Here is a 15,888-nt window from a genome sequence, read left to right on the forward strand (position 1 = left end):
TCCCCACAGACGAAGAGTCGGAACAGGAAATCAAAATATGCCACACGCCGATGGGTGCCGCAAGTGGGCCTATTCCATCCTAGCGCAGATCGTTGACCAGCGAGTCGTCGAGCGATGGAAGCTCGGCCCAGGCGCCGGACGCGAAACAGGCCGCCAACTCGTCTTGCGCGGAAGCCAGGGCGGCAACGATCTCAGGGCAACGGTCGGCGACGTCGTTTTGCTCCCAGCGGTCGTCGGGCTTGGTATACAGTTGCATCGTCGGTGGCTCGGCGGGCATCCGATGGGGCGGCGTCCGCAAATACCAGATCGGCGTGCGGAAGCCCCGTTCGCCATCTCGGCCCACAAGGCAGATACGATCGCGAAGCGCGACGGCCTCTTCGCGGACCACCGGCATCAGGCTGCGGCCGGCCCCGCCCGCCGCAGCGACCAGCCCGCCGATCTCCAGCAGCGTGGGTGCCAGATCGCAGGACTGCGCCAACGAGGCACTGCGGCCGGCGGCGTTCAGCCCGTCGGGGAAACGCATCAGCCAGGGGGTTTGCACAAGCTCGCCAAACAGGGCCTGGTCGACGTCGCCCAAGCGGCCGTTCCGCCCCAGAGGAAAGCCCCGCGCGCCGAGCACGACCAGCAAGGTGTCGGCGAGAAGCTGCTCGGCTTCCAGCGCCTCCAACCATCCGCCCAGGCATTCGTCGAGCAGCGTCACTTGCCCGGCGTAAGATTGGCAGATGCCCCACAACTCGTCCGGGTCGTGGCCCAGCGCAAGATCGCGCGAGGGTGGCTGGATCATGCGAGACGGCGGCGGCTCGTCCGCGTCGGCATATTGCAGCCGAAACTCGTCCGGGGCGTCCCAGGGGGCCGACATTCCTTGGCTGTGCAGCCATAGAAAGAACGGCTCGCGTGCGCCTTCCAGCCACGCCAGGGCGGAGGCAAAAAACCGGGCCAGATGCGTCTGGTCGATCGAGTCGCCCGGCGTGGCCTGTTCCGCACACGGCGCCGCGCCGAGCCGCAGGACTTCCCCGAAGCGACCGGCGAGCGGATGGCCGGCGACGAGCGGTTCATCGGTGATGCACGTGGTGATAAAGCCCTCGTTGGCGAACCGCTCGGCGAGCGGTGGACGCGGCGGCAAGTCGGCCGCCTGGCGCTCGAGGCGGTGCGTGCCCGACCACCAGCTTCGGCAAAGCTCTTGCAAGTCGGGCTGGTCGACGAACGCCTGGTCGAACAAGAATCCTTCCGCGGCCAGGCGATTGAAGTGCGGCGTGGCGACCCAGGTGTTGCCGTAACAACCCAAGAAACCAGAGTGCAAGCGATCGATGACCATGACGACGACGTTCATGGAGTCTTAGCATAGAGAGTCGTCGCCCGCTGAGAAGGCGCAAGGCGTCAGGCATCCGGCGGCGAGCAACGGTAGTTGCAGACCCTGGAGCCAGTTCTTTCCATTCCGCCAGTGCGAGCTTAAACTCAGATCTGGCGACCAACGCCGACGGTTTCGAGGAAACGCCATCATGGCTCGACAAACACGGCGGTACATGTTGCGTAGACCACGACGTCATTTTAATTTTACATCCACGATGTTTGACAGATCGCTCAGCCTCTTCCTTGTTGTCTTGATCCTGTCCGCGGCGGCCTCTTCGGCCGCTGAGCCGGCCAAGCCGATTGATTTCAGCCATGACATCGCTCCGCTGATCAAGACGCACTGCGGCAAGTGCCACACCAACGGCAAGGCCGAGGGATCGCTCTCGCTCGATACGCGCGAGGAGTTGCTGAAAGCCAAGGCCGCCGTGCCGGGCAAACCGAGCGAGAGCGAACTCATCAAACGCCTCATCACCGCTGATGCGGACGAGCGGATGCCCGCCAAGGCCCCGCCGCTGGCGGCCGAGCCAATCGCGATCTTCACCGCCTGGATCGAGCAGGGCCTGCCGTGGGAAGAAGGTTTTACGTTCAAGACCGACCGCTACGTCGCGCCGCTCCGGCCGAGACAGGTCGAGCTGCCGCCGGCACGCGACGGCGCCACCCATCCGATCGACCGGATTGTGGCGGCCTACTTCGCCGAGCACGAAGTCGCACCGCCGCCAAGACTCGACGATGCGGCGTTTGTGAGGCGCGCGTCGCTCGACGTCGTCGGCTTGCTGCCTGCGGAAGGGGAGCTGGAGTCGTTCCTGGCCGACGGTTCGGCGGACAAACGCGAGCGGTTCGTCCGCCGGCTGCTCGACGACCGCCGGGCGTACGCCGACCACTGGCTTACGTTCTGGAACGACCTGTTGCGGAACGACTACCGCGGCACGGGCTACATCGACGGCGGACGCAAGCAGATTTCCAAGTGGCTCTATCAATCGCTGGTCGACAACAAGCCCTACGATCAGTTTGTCCGCGAGTTGATCAGCCCCAACGGCGACTCGGAAGGTTTTGTGTATGGCATCAAGTGGCGCGGCCGGACCAACGCCAGCCAGACCACGCAAGTGCAGTTTTCGCAGAATGTGTCGCAGGTGTTTTTCGGCATCAATATGAAATGCGCCTCCTGCCACGACAGCTTCATCGACCGTTGGAAGCTCGACGATGCTTACGGCCTGGCGGCCATCGTGGCCGACGCGCCGCTGGAGATTCGCCGTTGCGACACGGCGACCGGCCGCATGGCCTCGCCGAAGTTCCTGTGGCCGGAGCTGGGCGAGATCGACGCCTCATTGCCGAAAGCGGGCCGGCTGGCGCGGCTGGCCGAACTGGTGACGCAGCCGGAAAACGGCCGTTTTTCACGCACCATCGCCAACCGTCTGTGGCAGCGGCTCATGGGCCGCGGGCTTGTCCATCCGGTCGATGTGATGGCCAATCGTCCCTGGAGCGAAGACCTGCTCGATTACCTGGCCAACTACCTGGTCGAGCAGGGTTATGATTTGAAGAAGTTGCTGGAGCACATCGTCACGTCAGGCGCCTATCAGTCGCAGTGCGCGGCGGTGGAAAGCGAGTCGAGCGGCGACGACTATGTTTTCCGCGGGCCGGAAGTGAAACGCATGACCGCCGAGCAATTTGTCGACGCCGTGTGGCAGATCACCGGAACTTCGCAAGGCAAGCCGGTGGCTCCGGTGGCGCTGGCCGATTTTTCGCCGGATACGCCGAGCGAGCAGCGGTTTGTGCGCGCATCGCTGTTGTTCTGTGATGAGCTGATGCGGTCGCTGGGCCGGCCGAACCGCGAGCAAGTGGTGACGACGCGCGGCGACGTGCTGACGACCTTGCAGGCGCTCGATCTGACGAACGGGCCGGCCATCGCCGAGACGCTGGCGCGCGGCGCCGCCAACTTGTTGAAAGACAGTTCGTCTTCCGACGCTCAAGCGATCGTCAGCCGGCTTTACTTGCAGGCATTGTCGCGGCCGCCGACCCCGAGCGAGCTGGCCGCGGCCCTGGAGCTGATCGGTTCGCCGCCAACGCAGGACGGCCTGGCCGACCTGCTCTGGGTGCTGTTCATGTTGCCGGAGTTCCAGTTGATAAGATGAGATGAGTTGTGAGCCGCGCTCAGCCGTAAGGTGGGACAAGCGAGCTTGCGAGCGCCGGCCCACCGCTAAAAACGAGAGAGCACCCAGAGACTTCCCCGTGCCGAACTATCGTCGCTACTATGTTCCCGGCGGCACTTACTTCTTCACCTGCCTCACTCTTCGGCGGTGGCGGATCATGACCACGCCTCTGGCGCGCAACTGCTTGCGCAAGGCCATTCAAACGGTCCAGCGCGACCACCCGTTCGACCTGGTGGCCATCGTGCTCTTGCCCGACCATTGGCACACGGTCTGGTCGCTTCCGCCCGGCGACGCTCGCTATCCGCTCCGCTGGTTGCGGATCAAGGAGGAGTTTACGAAGGCATGGCTGGAGGGCGGCGGGGGCGAACTACCACAGTCAACTTCGCGTAAGCGACATCGCCAACGTGGCGTCTGGCACAAGCGATACTGGGAGCACACGGTTGAAGACGAAGACGATCTCAAGCGATGCGTCGACTACGTGCATTGGAACCCGCGAAAGCATAAACTGGTAGAACGCGTCCAGGACTGGCGCTGGTCGTCGTTTCACCGGTTCGTTAGCTTGGGGGAATACGAATTGGAGTGGGGCGGCACCGATCCAACGCCCGACTGGGACGCGCCGGAGTGGGGCGACGTCGAGTAGTGAGCGTTCAGTGAGCCGGGCGTAAGGTGGAACAAGCGAGCTTGCGAGCGCCGGCCCACCGTTTGCCGCGCAGCCAACGAGTGAGGAACACACTCAAAAAACGAAGCCGAGTTGAAAATCCAGATCTCTCACGGTGGGCCAGCGGTCGCAAGCTCCCTTGTCCCACCTTACGGCGACAACGATGAACGACGACAAACCTATTCAACACTCCCTGTCACGCCGCGAGTTCGTCCAGGGGATGACCGCCGCCACGCTGGCCACGCTGGCCTCCGGCGAGCCGCGGCTGTTGGCCGATGAGTCGCTGCCGACCCCGGCACCCACGGCCGACGCCTGCATCCTGCTCTGGATGGCGGGCGGCATGGCCGCGCCGGAAACCTTCGATCCCAAGCGATACACGCCCTTTGAGGTCGGCGTGCCGTCGGAACAGATTCTCTGCACGTTTCCGGCCATCGACACGGCCGTCGACCACATCAAGGTTTCGCAGGGACTGGAGAACGTCGCCCGCGTCATGGACCGCGGCACGCTGGTCCGATCGCACGTGGTGGCCGATCTCGGCAACATCCTGCACTCGCGGCATCAGTATCACTGGCACACCGGCTACGTGCCGCCGCAGACCGTGGCCGCGCCGCACATCGGCTCCTGGATCGCCCGGCTGCTGGGACCGCGGAACCCCGCCCTCCCCGCCTTCATCAACATCGGCCAGCGGCTCGACGGCGTGGGCGAGGCTGAAGAGTTGAAAGCGTTTACCACGGCCGGTTTTTTGGGAAGCGAATTCGGGCCGTTCAACCTGCCGTTTCCCAACGACGCCATCGCCGCCGTACAGCCGCCCAAGGGCATGACGCCGGGCCGGTTCGCCAATCGCGAGCGGTTCTTGCGAAAGCTGGTCGACGAAAGCCCGGCCAAGAATCTGGCCAGCGACTACCATCAGGAGTCGATGCTGCGGGCACTGGGCAACGCATACCGGCTGCTCAGCGCGAAAGAGCGAGACGCCTTCGATCTCACGAAAGAGCCGCCCGAAAGCGTCGAAAAGTACAACACGGGCCGGTTTGGGCTGGGATGTCTTTTGGCCCGCCGGCTGGTCGAGTCGGGGGCGCGGTTTATCGAGGTCACGACCGAGTACGTGCCGTTTTTGCACTGGGACACACACGAGAACGGGCACGCCACGCTGGTCGAAATGAAGAAGCAGATCGACCGCCCGATTGCCCAGCTCGTGCTCGACTTGGAACAGCGCGGCTTGCTGGACCGCACGCTGGTGATTGTGGCCAGCGAGTTCAGCCGCGACATGATGATCGAAGGCGTGCCGGGCAGCACCGCCAGCGACCAGTCGCGTGCCCGGACCGACGTCATGAAAGAGATGGTCCACTACGGTCTGCACCGGCACTTTACCGGTTCCGGGTCGGTGCTGTTGTTCGGGGGCGGCATGAAGCGCGGTTTTTTGTATGGCGAGACGGCGCCCGAGCGGCCGCTGTTGACGACCAAAGACCCCGTGTCGATCACCGACTTGCACGCCACGATCCTCACGGCGATGGGCATTTCGCCGAAGGCGAGCTTCGTCGTGGAGAAGCGACCGTTTTATGTCACCGAAGACGGCAAGGGCCAACCGGTCGACGCGCTGTTTGCTGCGGATCCGCAGCGGCGAGCGAGGTAGCCCGCTTGCTCCGCAAGCGGAAGGGCGTTGTTGATCTTTGACGACTCCCTGACTGAAGATCCAAACCATTGGAGAGCCGTTCCGCTCGCGGAGCGAGCGGGCTACGAACATGAAAATCTACACCAAGACCGGCGATACCGGGGAGACGGGCCTATTCGGCGGGCCGCGCGTCCGGAAAGACGATCCGCGCATCGAGACGTTCGGCGACGTCGACGAATTGAATGCGGTGCTCGGCATCGCGCGGAGCGAAGCACTCGGCGACGGCATCGACTCATTGTTGGCGAGGATCCAAAGCGAGTTGTTCGATCTCGGCGCGCAGCTCGCGTCGCCGCGGCCCGACCGCATGGACACGCGGCGCATCACGGCGGACCATATCGCGGCCCTGGAATCGGCCATCGACCAACACGAAAGCGGTCTTCCACCTCTGACGGCGTTCATCTTGCCGGGTGGCACGCGCGGGGCGGCCCTGTTGCACCTGGCCCGCACGGTCTGCCGCCGCGCGGAGCGACGCCTGGTGACGCTCATGGAACGCGAGCCGATCGCCTCCGAATGCCTGATCTACCTGAATCGGTTGAGCGATCTGCTCTTTGTGCTGGCTCGTGCAGCCAATCACGCCGGCGGCTGCGAGGACGTTTTGTGGCAAAGCAAGTAACGCCCGAGTTTTCAGTTCCCGTCCTTGCTGATACGAGCCGGCGGTCGTCTAGCGGTTGTCAGCCTTGGGCGAGCGCTTGGCGGATGCATGCTCCTCGAGAAGCTTAATAAGCGAACCATCGCGGTCGGTCCACCGCACAACCGTCTCGTCCGATAGCGTAATGTCGACAATATCAAAGACCATTTCGTGGCAGATGGTCCAAGCTTGTATGGAGCGAACCGGGACTGTCTGGCAGGCAAAAAAGCCGCACTGCCTAACAAGCGACGAGCCAACCACGAGATAGGTATCGTTCTTCAACGCCCGCCGTATTCGGTCGTCGAGACGTGAGCACAGCTTCCGCCATCTTGAAACTGCGGTATGAAGGAAGTTGTCCATCCGTTCCAGGGTCATGATTTCCGGCGCCTTGACCGTTTGCGTCGGCGTCTTGGCCACGCGCTACTTCCGCAACGCCAGCTTCTGGCAAGACACCCATACCCAATCTAACCTCGGCGGGACCGAGCAACTCTGGCAAGCAACCGGTTCGGCTGGGCCGCAGCCGCGTGCCATTCCACAGGCTGCGAAGCGGCTGCGAATTGCTGGAAACGTCCGGAACTTCTCGCATGACTAACGCTGCGCCGTGAGGGGGTGTCTAGGATCTCTTGCCAAGTCGCGGCTGTCGCCGCCCGGCGGAGCATCCGTACCAGCCGCTCGGCGTCCGTAATGCTCGCGAACTGCCCACGCACCGGCTCATCCGCGGTGCCGAGGCGTTCCTCGCCAACCAGCAGAATGTCTCGTCCCGCGGCCCGCTGCTCACCCTTCTCCAGGATCATCAGGTAGGTGTCGGATTCTTCTAGCATTGGTTGATTGCCCTACTAAGCGGGGCTTGACCGCGCGCGTTCCGCCGCCCACTTCAAATCGGCTTCCGAAAGCGGCACCGACGGCGGTTCTTCGTAGTCAACCGTCTCGGCATACCCGCCCTGGTCAAACGCGCAGTCAAAAGCGTCTTGCAGATCGACCACGGTATCGGCATCGGGCGACTTCAAGGGAATCTCCAAGCGAGGCAGCCGGTCACGAAGGTTCCACGATCGTACCTCGCAAACGCCCGGACGCTCGGCCCGAGCGACGAGCGCGGTAGTGCTTCGGCAGCGAGCGGCGCAGCGCCCCGCGCCAGGCGGTGATGAACTCGTGATGGAAGTCAGGACAAAGCCCGCAGCCTTCAATGTAGGGGTCGACGCCCGGAAACCGACTAGGCATGGTCTGGCACTCTATCCAAAAGGACCTCTCCACATTCTACTTTTGCGAACGAGCGACATCCATCCCTCGACGATCACGGCGCTTCGGCCGCCGGCTGGTCGGCAAGCGTGATCGCGCTTGGATTGCCGCTCTGGTCGGCCCGCGTCTCGTGACAGTACATCGCCGGATGACCGGTGCGCCCGAGGTCGACCGCCAGCGGCCGCCGCGGATCGGCCGTGATCCGCCCGAGCAATTCGTCGACCGTCGATCGTTCGTGGGGCAGCTTGTCGAAGTAAACGGTGAGGGAAATGTCGTGGCGCCCGCCGTCGATCGAGGTCCCGGCGCCGGCCAGGTACTGCTGCGTGCCCGTCATTCGCCAGCGGGCGTGCAGCTTGACGCCGTCGATGTCGATGATGCCCGTTCCGCTTTCCGTAAAGTTTCGAGTTCGCTGCTCTTGCATCGAGTACCTGTTTGTGTCTGAACCCAGTCGATCAATCTCTTTAGCCCATTAATTCGGGGATCGGCCGTCCGTGATCGACGATCGGCGTCGGGCGTCCGTTGAAATCGCGAATGGCCGTGTTGGCGGAGTCGATGCCGAGGTGATGATAGATCGTCGCCAGGAAGTCGCCGGGACCGCAGATGCGTTCGACGGCGTCTTCGCCCCGCTTGTCGGTGGCGCCGATCACGCGTCCGGTCTGAATGCCGCCGCCGGCCCAAAGGTTCGAGAACGCCCGCGGCCAATGGTCGCGGCCCGGCTGCTGCGTGCCGGCCGGCGCGCTGGCGTCGCCCGCCCCGGTGCTGGCCGCATAGCTGATCTTGGGCGTGCGGCCGAACTCGCCGGTCACCACGACCAGCACCCGCTTATCCAGCCCGCGCTCGTAGATGTCTTCGATCAGCGCCGAAACCGCCTGGTCGTAAACCTCGGCGCGGAACCGCATGGCATTGAACACATGGTGGTTGACCGCGTGGTCGTCCCAGTTATGCACGCGTCCGCAGAGCGGGCCGTTCAAGCTGGTGGTCAACACTTCCACGCCGGCTTCCACCAGGCGACGCGCCAACAGCAGTTGCTGTCCCCAGGAGTTGCGGCCGTAGCGGTCGCGGGTACGGTCGTCTTCGCGGCTCAGATCGAACGCTTCCTTGGTCTTGGGATTGGTCAGCAGCGTCATGGCCTGCGTCTCGAATTCGTCGAGCGCCGCCAGTTCGCCCGCCCGATCGAAAGCCCGGTCGAGCAGATCGAGCTTGCGGCGCAGGCCCGATCGCCGGTCGATCCGATTGACCTCGGCGGAGTCGGAAAGACCGATGTTGGGCACGGAGAAACTCGGACTGCTGGGATCGCCGCTGACGGTGAACGGCGAATAAGCGTCTCCCAGGTAGGCGGGACCGTTGTACTCCAGCGGCGGATTGATGCCGACGTAGGCCGGCAACGGATTGCGACGCGGACCTTCTTGTGAGCGGAGATAATTGGTCACCGACATCCAGTCGGGCAGACGCGGCTTCGGCTTGTCGCGCGTGTCGGGGTCGCCGGAAAGCAGTTGCATCGAACCGGCCGGGTGGCCGCCGGCCGCCTGGTGCATCGACCGCAGCACGGTGAAGCGGTCGGCGATGCTGGCCTGTCGCGGCAACAACTCCGTGAACCGCACGCCGGGCACCTTGGTGGCGATCGTTCCAAACGGCCCGCGATACTCGCTGCCGGCGTCCGGCTTGGGGTCGTAGCTGTCGATGTGCGAGCACCCGCCCGGCTGCCAGACCATGATCACCGCGGTCTTCTCTCGGCCGGCGGCGGTTGCTTCGCCGGCGTAAAGTGGGCTATGGGCGCGGAGCTTCAGAATGCCCGGCAGGCTCAAGCTGGCGAAGCCGGCCAGACCGGCCTGCAAAAAAGCCCGCCGGCCGTGGCTGCCACGAGGTCCGGGACAATGATCGATCGACGAAGCATTGAGAGAACGGCTCATTTTTTCTCCGCTGGCTTGACGCGAATGGCGATGGGTTCGGTAACGACGATGTCGACAATATCGGCAGGCTGCGACGCTCCGGCCGTTTTGGCCGCCTCTAAATTAGAACGGTATTTTGCCACGGCGCTGCCGTAAAAACCAATCAAGTAATCGCCCGGCGGCGTTTTCAAGGCGGCCAGATCGAGCACCGCCTGCGAAGCGTCGGCGGTGAGCGACACCTCGAAGGGCGGCACGCGCTCGAAGCCGGCGCCGAAGGTCTTCAAGGTCATCGTGGCGCCCGAGAACTCACTGCGGCGGGTCTCGACCAGCGGCACGGTCAGCTTTTCGCCGGCCGTAACTTCCAACACCTCGCCGGACGCAGGAGCGATCGTGATCGGAGCATACTCGAAACCGCTGACCGAGACCGGCACGTCGGCCAGCAACCGCGGCTGAGGCGTTTCTTGCCAATGGTCGCGGACGGGCCAGGCCATCGAGGCCAGCCGCACCGGCCGCGTCACCGCCGCGCCGTTGATCTGGGCGGTGCCGGTGAATGTCGCCGAACGGCGCCCGCGCGGCGCGTCCTGATGCGCCGTCACCAGCATGACGCCGTGCGACTGGCCGGCCGGAATCTTCAGCCCGCGTGCCGTCACGCCTTCGGGCAGACCGTCCATCGCCAGCTCGATTTCTCCGTCAAAGCCGTCGCGCCGCAGGGCAACCACTTCCAAGGCCATCGTCGCGCCGCCGCGCAAGGCCATCGGCTTGCTCAGGGCGTTGCGGTCGCCGTTGCGCAGCTCCATGTGCAGCGCCCAAGCGACGAGCGCGAAGTCGGGCGCCGCCTTTCGAATCACCAGCCGATAGACGTTACGCGCATCGTTGCGCGTGCCGCCGAATAGATCGCTCAACCGTAGACGATGAACTCCCTCTTGCTGGATCGTCAACTTTGCCAAATTGTCGGACGAGCCGGCGTTGTAGGGCGTCCCATCGTAGGCGTAATTGGTGCTCGAAACTTTGACCGGGCTGGGAATGTCGCTGAATTCCGCGACGTCGGTCAACTTCTCCGCGTCGCCCGAACCGCTGACGTGCTGCACCACGATGGCCGGATCGGTCGGCAAGCCGAACCGCTCCGAAGCCACTTCGACCCACCACACGTCGCCTTTCTTGGCGTCGAACTCGAACACGTCGACGTCGGCCGCCGGAAAGAAGCTGCCGGCAATGTCGCACGGCAGCGAAATTTTTTGGGCATGCGAACGATCGTTGTTGGGCTCGGCCTCCGCGGTCGCTGCTCGTTCGGGCAACCCCGGCGGCGGCCAGGAGAACGAATTGACCGTCTCCGTCGATGGGTGCGGTGTGATCGGCGCCCCGGCCGACAGTTCCCGCAGCGAGAGGCGATAAAAGTGCGTTGTTCCACCATTGTAGGTCAGATCGTGGACTTTGATCGCGTACTTGCCGTCTTCGGGCACAATAAAGTCGAGCACGCCGCCCTGTCGCTCGACCACCAGGTCGCGGCCCTGTGCGTCGCCCAGGATCAATACCGGAGTAAGCTTGGAGTCGATGCGCTTGGCGGCGCACTCGACGACGATGCGTTGCCCCTTGCGGCCCGCAAACAAATAATGATCGACCGACCGCGGGCTTGTCGACGCGTTGCAGAGCGAGTTCAGCGGCAGTTCCATTGCGGTTGCCATCGAGGTGTTGGGCTTTACGCGGACAACTTCGTCGAGCGAGCCGACGGAAAACGCTCGCGACGAGGAGATGCCCAGCCGCGTCATCATGCGTGCTTCATAGAGGCCGACCGGGCAATCGTCGGCGATGGTGACGAAATACTTGTTGGCTTCGGGCATGCCCGCCGCGTTGAGCTTGGAGGCAGCCGTGATGCGTGGATCGGAGAACACCAATTCATCGGCGTTGTCGAGATTCTCGCCGCCGATCGTGACTTCAACTTGCGAACCCGCCTTTCCGCCCATCGGCATCGTGGTCAGCAGCCGCGGAGCGGGCAGGCCCACCGATTGCGCGAAGGCGGGCGGAGCGTAGCAGGTTACGGCACAGAGCGGTGCCGTAAAAGCCAGCGCCAGAAACACGCATCGAGTCGTGGTTGCCGGCCGCGAAGCGGCCACGGGGTTTAGCCGTCCCTCCGGGACTTCATAACGAACGGTGTCTGTCATCATACACCTAATGATTGAACAGGAATTCTTTGGTGTTGATCAAGGCCCAGATCAAATCCTGGAAGTTCTCGCGGCTGGCCCGCTGGGCATCGACCGGCTTGCCGTCGGCGCCGACGCGCGGTTCGGCCAGATAGTCGGCCGCAATCTTCAGTTCCTCCGGACGCGGCCCGCGGGCGAAGGCCGCCAGATACAGCTCGCGGACTTTCTGCTCGACAGGTTCGCCGGATTTCGCCAGCCGCTCGGCGCGGCCGTTGGGGCTGGCCAGCTTCGACTTGATGTCGGACGCGTTGATCAGGTGCAGGCTTTGCGCGAGGCTCGACGATTGAACGCGCTCGCATTCACAAACGCTTTCGCCTTCGGGCCGGCCGAACACTTTGAGAAACGGCGTCGAGCGATTGTAGCTGTTGTCGGGCAAGGCGACCGCTCGCGTGCCGGGCGGCAAATTGGCGAAATCGGTCTGCGTACACGCCAGCCGGTCGATGGCGTCGAGCAGCACCTCGGCCGGCAGCCGCCGCGGATAATATCGCGAGTAGTTCTGCGTGTCGGTGATGTTGTATTCGTTCGGCGTTTCGCTCAACTGATACGCTTGCGAACGGGTGATGACGCGGACCAGTTCCTTGAGATCGAAGCCGCTGGCAACGAACTGCTGCTCCAAGGCGGCCAGCAAGGCGGGATTCGTCGGCGGGTTGGTGTCGCGGATATCGTCCTCCGGCTCGATCAGCCCTCGCCCGAAAAAGTGCTTCCAGTAGCGGTTCACCAGGGCCTTGGCGAAAAACGGGTTGTTTTTCGAGCCCATCCAGTCGGCCAGCCGCAGCCGCGGATCTTCGTCGGCCGCGATCGGCGGCATGGCGTCGCCCAGGGCCGCGGGCTTCAACGATGCGCCGGTCTTCACGTTCGTCGCCACCGCCATACCGCGCTTGTGAAAGATCATCACTTCGCCGCGTGCTGCCCCCGAACTGTTTTCGGGCTTGCGGCCGATCCGCGTGAAGAACGCCGTGAGCGAGTAATAATCGTCCTGGCTCCAACGCTCGAACGGATGATGATGGCATTGAGCGCACTGGACGCGGACGCCCAGGAAGAGCTGGGCCACGTCTTCGACCTGCTGCTTCGGTTCCGTGACGCGGCCGTACCAGGCCACCGGCGGATTGCCGCTCACCGAGCCGGTGGCGGCCAGTAGCTCGCGCACGAACTGGTCGTAGGGCTTGTTGGCCAGCAGGCTGTCGCGCACCCAGGCGTGGAAGGCGAAGTTGGCCGGCTTGTCGCTTTCGACGTCGCGGCGGTTCTTCAACAGCGCCGTCCATTTGTTGGCGAAGTAGTCGGCGTAATCGGGACCCGCCAGCAGCAAGTCGATGGCCTTGTCGCGCTTGTCTGCCTCGCTGCTCGTTAAAAGGGCCGTCGCCTCGTCCTCGGTCGGCAGACGCCCGGCAATGTCGAGCGAGACGCGGCGGAGAAACGTGGCGTCGTCGCAGACCGGCGAGGGAGGGATGCCGACTTGTTTCAAGTTGGCAAACACGTGCTCGTCGACGAAGTTCTTTGCCGGGGGCAGATTTTCAACCGGCGCCCCCAGCGGCACCGAGGCGCTATACACGGCCACTCGGCCCTGGTAGCGGACCATCACCGCCACGTTGCCCGAAATATCGTGAATGCGTACCAACCCACGGTCGGCGACTTCGGCCATCGCCGTGTTGTTCGACTCATAGAGCGCCAGGCCCGTCACGTCGCGGACACTGCCGTCGCTGTAGTGAGCCAGCGCCTTGAGCTGCTGCTGTCCGCCGCGGGTGATGGAACCGCGCGCCGGCCGCACCTCGAAGGATTCAAGCCGCGGTTCGGCATCGCTGCCCAGAGGCGCGCCCTGGGCGATCCATGTGCGGAGCAGAGCGTAGCCTTCGGACGAGGGACCGAGGCGCCGGCCGCCGCCATGCGGCACTTGGGCCGAGGCTTTAAGAAGAATCAGGCTATGGTCGGGCGAGGCGAACGACAACCGCCGGCCGCGGGCTTTCTTCACGAGTTGCTCGTAATCTTCGAGCGGTTCGAAGCCCAGCAGGGACAGTTGAAATCCGTTCTGCCCGTTGCCCGCTTTGGCGTGGCACACGCCGGCGTTGCAGCCCGCTTTGGTCAAGACCGGCACGATCTCGTTGACGAAGCTCACGCTCGGCTCGGCGGCGCTTGCCGCCAGGGGCAATATCGCCAGGCAGAGGATGGCTGGCAACAGGCCGCGTGGCAGAAACCGTCGCCGCGAACCGTGATCGGGGCAGGACATTCTCATGGCCGCGTGAAACAGCGTTGGGCTTTCGGGGGCGGGACGTAGAGGCGGGGGTCTGGCGGCCGGATAACCTTGACGCGGGTCAGGGAATGTCGGCTCCAAACAAAGTCATTAGAACATCGAACCGGCAAAAAAGCGAGTCCGCAGCCGATTTTTTTGAACCCGGAAAGGCAGACCGCGTCGATTGCGAGTAGAATAGTATCAGACAACCGCTGACGAGGACGATCGAAATGCACCTTTGGCGACGTTTTGGCGCCGTACCGTTGACCCTGGCTGTCGTGGCCTGCCTGGCGTGTAGTCGAGGCCTCGCCGCGGAGCCCCGCTCACAATCGGACGCCGAGGCCGAAATCCGACGGCGGGCCAAAGAGTATTTGGCCGCCATCGAACGCGGAAACGGCGAAGAAATCGCCGCCTTTTGGACGACCGACGGCGATTACCTCGACGACGCCGGCCAAGCCGTCAACGGCCGCCAATTGGCCGCACAACGCCGCCCGGGCCTCCAGCAGCAGGTCGAGTCACCGCGGTTGACGCCCACCGCTGAATCGGTCCGCTTTGTCAGTCCGGACGTCGCCATCGAAGACGGCACGGTCCGCCTCGCGACGGTTCCCGTCGGCCCATCGGTCGTGCGACGCTATACGGCCATTTGGGTACGGCGGCAAGGCACGTGGCTGCTCGACGGCGTCCGCGAGTTGGCGGCGCCGGCCGAGCCGCGCCGCGATCGCCTTCGCGATTTGGCCTGGATGATTGGAGAGTGGTCTTCCGACGACGGCGGCAAGACCATCCGCCTCACCTGCGCGTGGAGCGACGACAAGCACTTCCTGCTGCGTGATATCGACGTGCATCTCTCTGAACGCGGACCCCTGCACGTTACGCAACGCATCGGCTGGGACGCCAGAGAAAAGCAGATCAAATCGTGGGCTTTCGATTCCGAAGGCGGACATGGCGACGGCCTCTGGTTTCGCAAGGGTGACGACTGGATTGTGGAAACCCAGAGCGTGTTCCCCGACGGCAGCCGTTCCACAGGCACCCATATCTATTCCTTCAACGACGCCGACACATTTACCTGGCAGGTCACCCATGCGGAGATCGACGGTGAACCGCTGCCCGATCACCTGGTGCGCATGGTGCGTCAGAAAGCGAGCGACGAACAATGATTCTCCACGGCAAACCGACGGCAAATCAACGACGGGGGCTGCTTCTTCTGGCGGCGGCCGTTTGGATGGCATCGACGCCGGGGGCGCCGCGGGCCGATGAACCGTCGCCGCCAAGCGACGACCGAGAAACCGCGGAATCGCCGCCCGTGGCCATGCTGGCGAGCGAAGCCTGGCGGAAGACCTTGGGCGGGCTCGACGAGTGGTTCGCGACGCAAACGACTTACGGGCCAAAACAAATCGAGCGGCTCAAGCAACAGCTTGCCGGCCGCGTAAAGAAGATGTCGACCGACGAGCGCGAAGCATTCCAACGCGATCTCGATGCGAAGCTGCAGATGGTGCAAAGCCCGGAGGGACGCGACCTTTTGGGATGGGTGGCGGCGAACCTCGCCGCGGCCGCTCCCGCCTACCGCAAAAAGCTGGACTTGCAATTTCCGGACATCCTGGAGCTGACCCCCGCCCAGCTTCGCGAACAACTTGATCTCTTGGAGCGCCGACGTTCTTCGGCAAAGTCTCAATTGGCGGGGCTGGAACAGGCGCGCCAGGCCCGAATCGCGGCGCTGCAGACGGAGCAACGCCAACTCTACGACGAACGAGAGCGGGCGCTCGACCGCGGCGCCGCAAGTTATGGCGCCAGGGGTTATCGCAGTCCCTATCATCCGGGCGGCATGCGGCAGTATCCCGACGTGGTCAGTCGCTCGCCCTTCTTCTTGGGCTTCGGTTTCTGGTAAAGCCTGG

General features: G+C 64.0%; 14 protein-coding genes. 6 read left to right on the plus strand and 8 right to left on the minus strand.

Going from position 1 to position 15,888, the window contains the following annotated elements:
• Nucleotides 1-79: 79 nt before the first annotated feature.
• The gene (locus VNH11_16915; protein ID HVA48054.1) at nucleotides 80-1,330 is read right to left on the minus strand and encodes a sulfatase-like hydrolase/transferase; all 1,251 of its coding nucleotides are present in this window, start codon (nucleotides 1,328-1,330) and stop codon (nucleotides 80-82) included.
• Nucleotides 1,331-1,565: 235 nt separating this feature from the next.
• Here VNH11_16915 and VNH11_16920 point away from each other — a divergent pair, with 235 nt between their 5' ends.
• The 4 genes from VNH11_16920 to VNH11_16935 all read left to right on the plus strand — a co-directional run bounded on the left by VNH11_16920 (nucleotide 1,566) and on the right by VNH11_16935 (nucleotide 6,437).
• Nucleotides 1,566-3,479: a PSD1 and planctomycete cytochrome C domain-containing protein gene (locus VNH11_16920; GenBank protein HVA48055.1), complete on the plus strand. Its 1,914-nt coding sequence runs from the start codon at nucleotides 1,566-1,568 to the stop codon at nucleotides 3,477-3,479.
• Nucleotides 3,480-3,576: 97 nt separating this feature from the next.
• Nucleotides 3,577-4,137, plus strand: coding sequence for a transposase (locus VNH11_16925; protein HVA48056.1), 561 nt, complete (start codon nucleotides 3,577-3,579; stop codon nucleotides 4,135-4,137).
• Nucleotides 4,138-4,318: 181 nt separating this feature from the next.
• Entirely contained in the window at nucleotides 4,319-5,785 is a 1,467-nt protein-coding gene (locus VNH11_16930; protein HVA48057.1) for a DUF1501 domain-containing protein, read from the plus strand.
• A 109-nt stretch (nucleotides 5,786-5,894) separates the two neighbouring features.
• Complete coding sequence (locus VNH11_16935) at nucleotides 5,895-6,437, plus strand: cob(I)yrinic acid a,c-diamide adenosyltransferase (GenBank protein HVA48058.1); 543 nt, start codon at nucleotides 5,895-5,897, stop codon at nucleotides 6,435-6,437.
• Between the two features lie 48 nt (nucleotides 6,438-6,485).
• On the opposite strand, the gene VNH11_16940 is transcribed toward VNH11_16935, so the two are convergent.
• From VNH11_16940 to VNH11_16970, 7 genes are all read right to left on the minus strand, one after another.
• On the minus strand, nucleotides 6,486-6,869 hold the full coding sequence (locus tag VNH11_16940; GenBank protein ID HVA48059.1) for a hypothetical protein: 384 nt from the start codon (nucleotides 6,867-6,869) through the stop codon (nucleotides 6,486-6,488).
• A gap of 419 nt (nucleotides 6,870-7,288) precedes the next feature.
• On the minus strand, nucleotides 7,289-7,480 hold the full coding sequence (locus VNH11_16945; protein ID HVA48060.1) for a DUF4058 family protein: 192 nt from the start codon (nucleotides 7,478-7,480) through the stop codon (nucleotides 7,289-7,291).
• 4 nt (nucleotides 7,481-7,484) lie between these two features.
• Nucleotides 7,485-7,670 carry a DUF4058 family protein gene (locus VNH11_16950; GenBank protein HVA48061.1) on the minus strand — a complete coding sequence of 62 codons (186 nt, stop codon included), beginning with the start codon at nucleotides 7,668-7,670 and terminating at the stop codon, nucleotides 7,485-7,487.
• A 73-nt stretch (nucleotides 7,671-7,743) separates the two neighbouring features.
• Nucleotides 7,744-8,109, minus strand: a complete 366-nt coding sequence (locus VNH11_16955) for a hypothetical protein (GenBank protein HVA48062.1) — start codon at nucleotides 8,107-8,109, stop codon at nucleotides 7,744-7,746.
• Nucleotides 8,110-8,149: 40 nt separating this feature from the next.
• Complete coding sequence (locus VNH11_16960) at nucleotides 8,150-9,598, minus strand: DUF1501 domain-containing protein (protein HVA48063.1); 1,449 nt, start codon at nucleotides 9,596-9,598, stop codon at nucleotides 8,150-8,152.
• Entirely contained in the window at nucleotides 9,595-11,739 is a 2,145-nt protein-coding gene (locus VNH11_16965) for a serine protease (protein HVA48064.1), read from the minus strand. The genes VNH11_16960 and VNH11_16965 overlap by 4 nt, the downstream gene beginning before the upstream one ends.
• A gap of 4 nt (nucleotides 11,740-11,743) precedes the next feature.
• Nucleotides 11,744-13,996 (minus strand): DUF1549 and DUF1553 domain-containing protein, encoded by a 2,253-nt coding sequence (locus VNH11_16970; protein HVA48065.1) that lies wholly within the window; start codon nucleotides 13,994-13,996, stop codon nucleotides 11,744-11,746.
• 233 nt (nucleotides 13,997-14,229) lie between these two features.
• Between VNH11_16970 and VNH11_16975 the strand changes: the two genes are divergently transcribed.
• A complete protein-coding gene (locus VNH11_16975) occupies nucleotides 14,230-15,153 on the plus strand; it encodes a nuclear transport factor 2 family protein (GenBank protein HVA48066.1) in 924 nt (307 codons plus the stop codon).
• Nucleotides 15,150-15,881, plus strand: a complete 732-nt coding sequence (locus tag VNH11_16980) for a hypothetical protein (protein HVA48067.1) — start codon at nucleotides 15,150-15,152, stop codon at nucleotides 15,879-15,881. Before VNH11_16975 ends, VNH11_16980 begins: the two co-directional genes overlap by 4 nt.
• Nucleotides 15,882-15,888: the final 7 nt, after the last annotated feature.

The organism is Pirellulales bacterium (assembly GCA_035533075.1).
Taxonomy (GTDB): domain Bacteria; phylum Planctomycetota; class Planctomycetia; order Pirellulales; family JAICIG01; genus DASSFG01.

Coding starts and splice junctions, on each gene's coding strand:
- VNH11_16915 (HVA48054.1), bottom strand. CDS start 1,330: ATGAACGTCGTCGTCATGGTCATCGATCGCTTGCACTCTGGTTTCTTG.
- VNH11_16975 (HVA48066.1), top strand. CDS start 14,230: ATGCACCTTTGGCGACGTTTTGGCGCCGTACCGTTGACCCTGGCTGTC.
- VNH11_16965 (HVA48064.1), bottom strand. CDS start 11,739: ATGATGACAGACACCGTTCGTTATGAAGTCCCGGAGGGACGGCTAAAC.
- VNH11_16935 (HVA48058.1), top strand. CDS start 5,895: ATGAAAATCTACACCAAGACCGGCGATACCGGGGAGACGGGCCTATTC.
- VNH11_16955 (HVA48062.1), bottom strand. CDS start 8,109: ATGCAAGAGCAGCGAACTCGAAACTTTACGGAAAGCGGAACGGGCATC.
- VNH11_16930 (HVA48057.1), top strand. CDS start 4,319: ATGAACGACGACAAACCTATTCAACACTCCCTGTCACGCCGCGAGTTC.
- VNH11_16960 (HVA48063.1), bottom strand. CDS start 9,598: ATGAGCCGTTCTCTCAATGCTTCGTCGATCGATCATTGTCCCGGACCT.
- VNH11_16980 (HVA48067.1), top strand. CDS start 15,150: ATGATTCTCCACGGCAAACCGACGGCAAATCAACGACGGGGGCTGCTT.
- VNH11_16950 (HVA48061.1), bottom strand. CDS start 7,670: ATGCCTAGTCGGTTTCCGGGCGTCGACCCCTACATTGAAGGCTGCGGG.
- VNH11_16920 (HVA48055.1), top strand. CDS start 1,566: ATGTTTGACAGATCGCTCAGCCTCTTCCTTGTTGTCTTGATCCTGTCC.
- VNH11_16970 (HVA48065.1), bottom strand. CDS start 13,996: ATGTCCTGCCCCGATCACGGTTCGCGGCGACGGTTTCTGCCACGCGGC.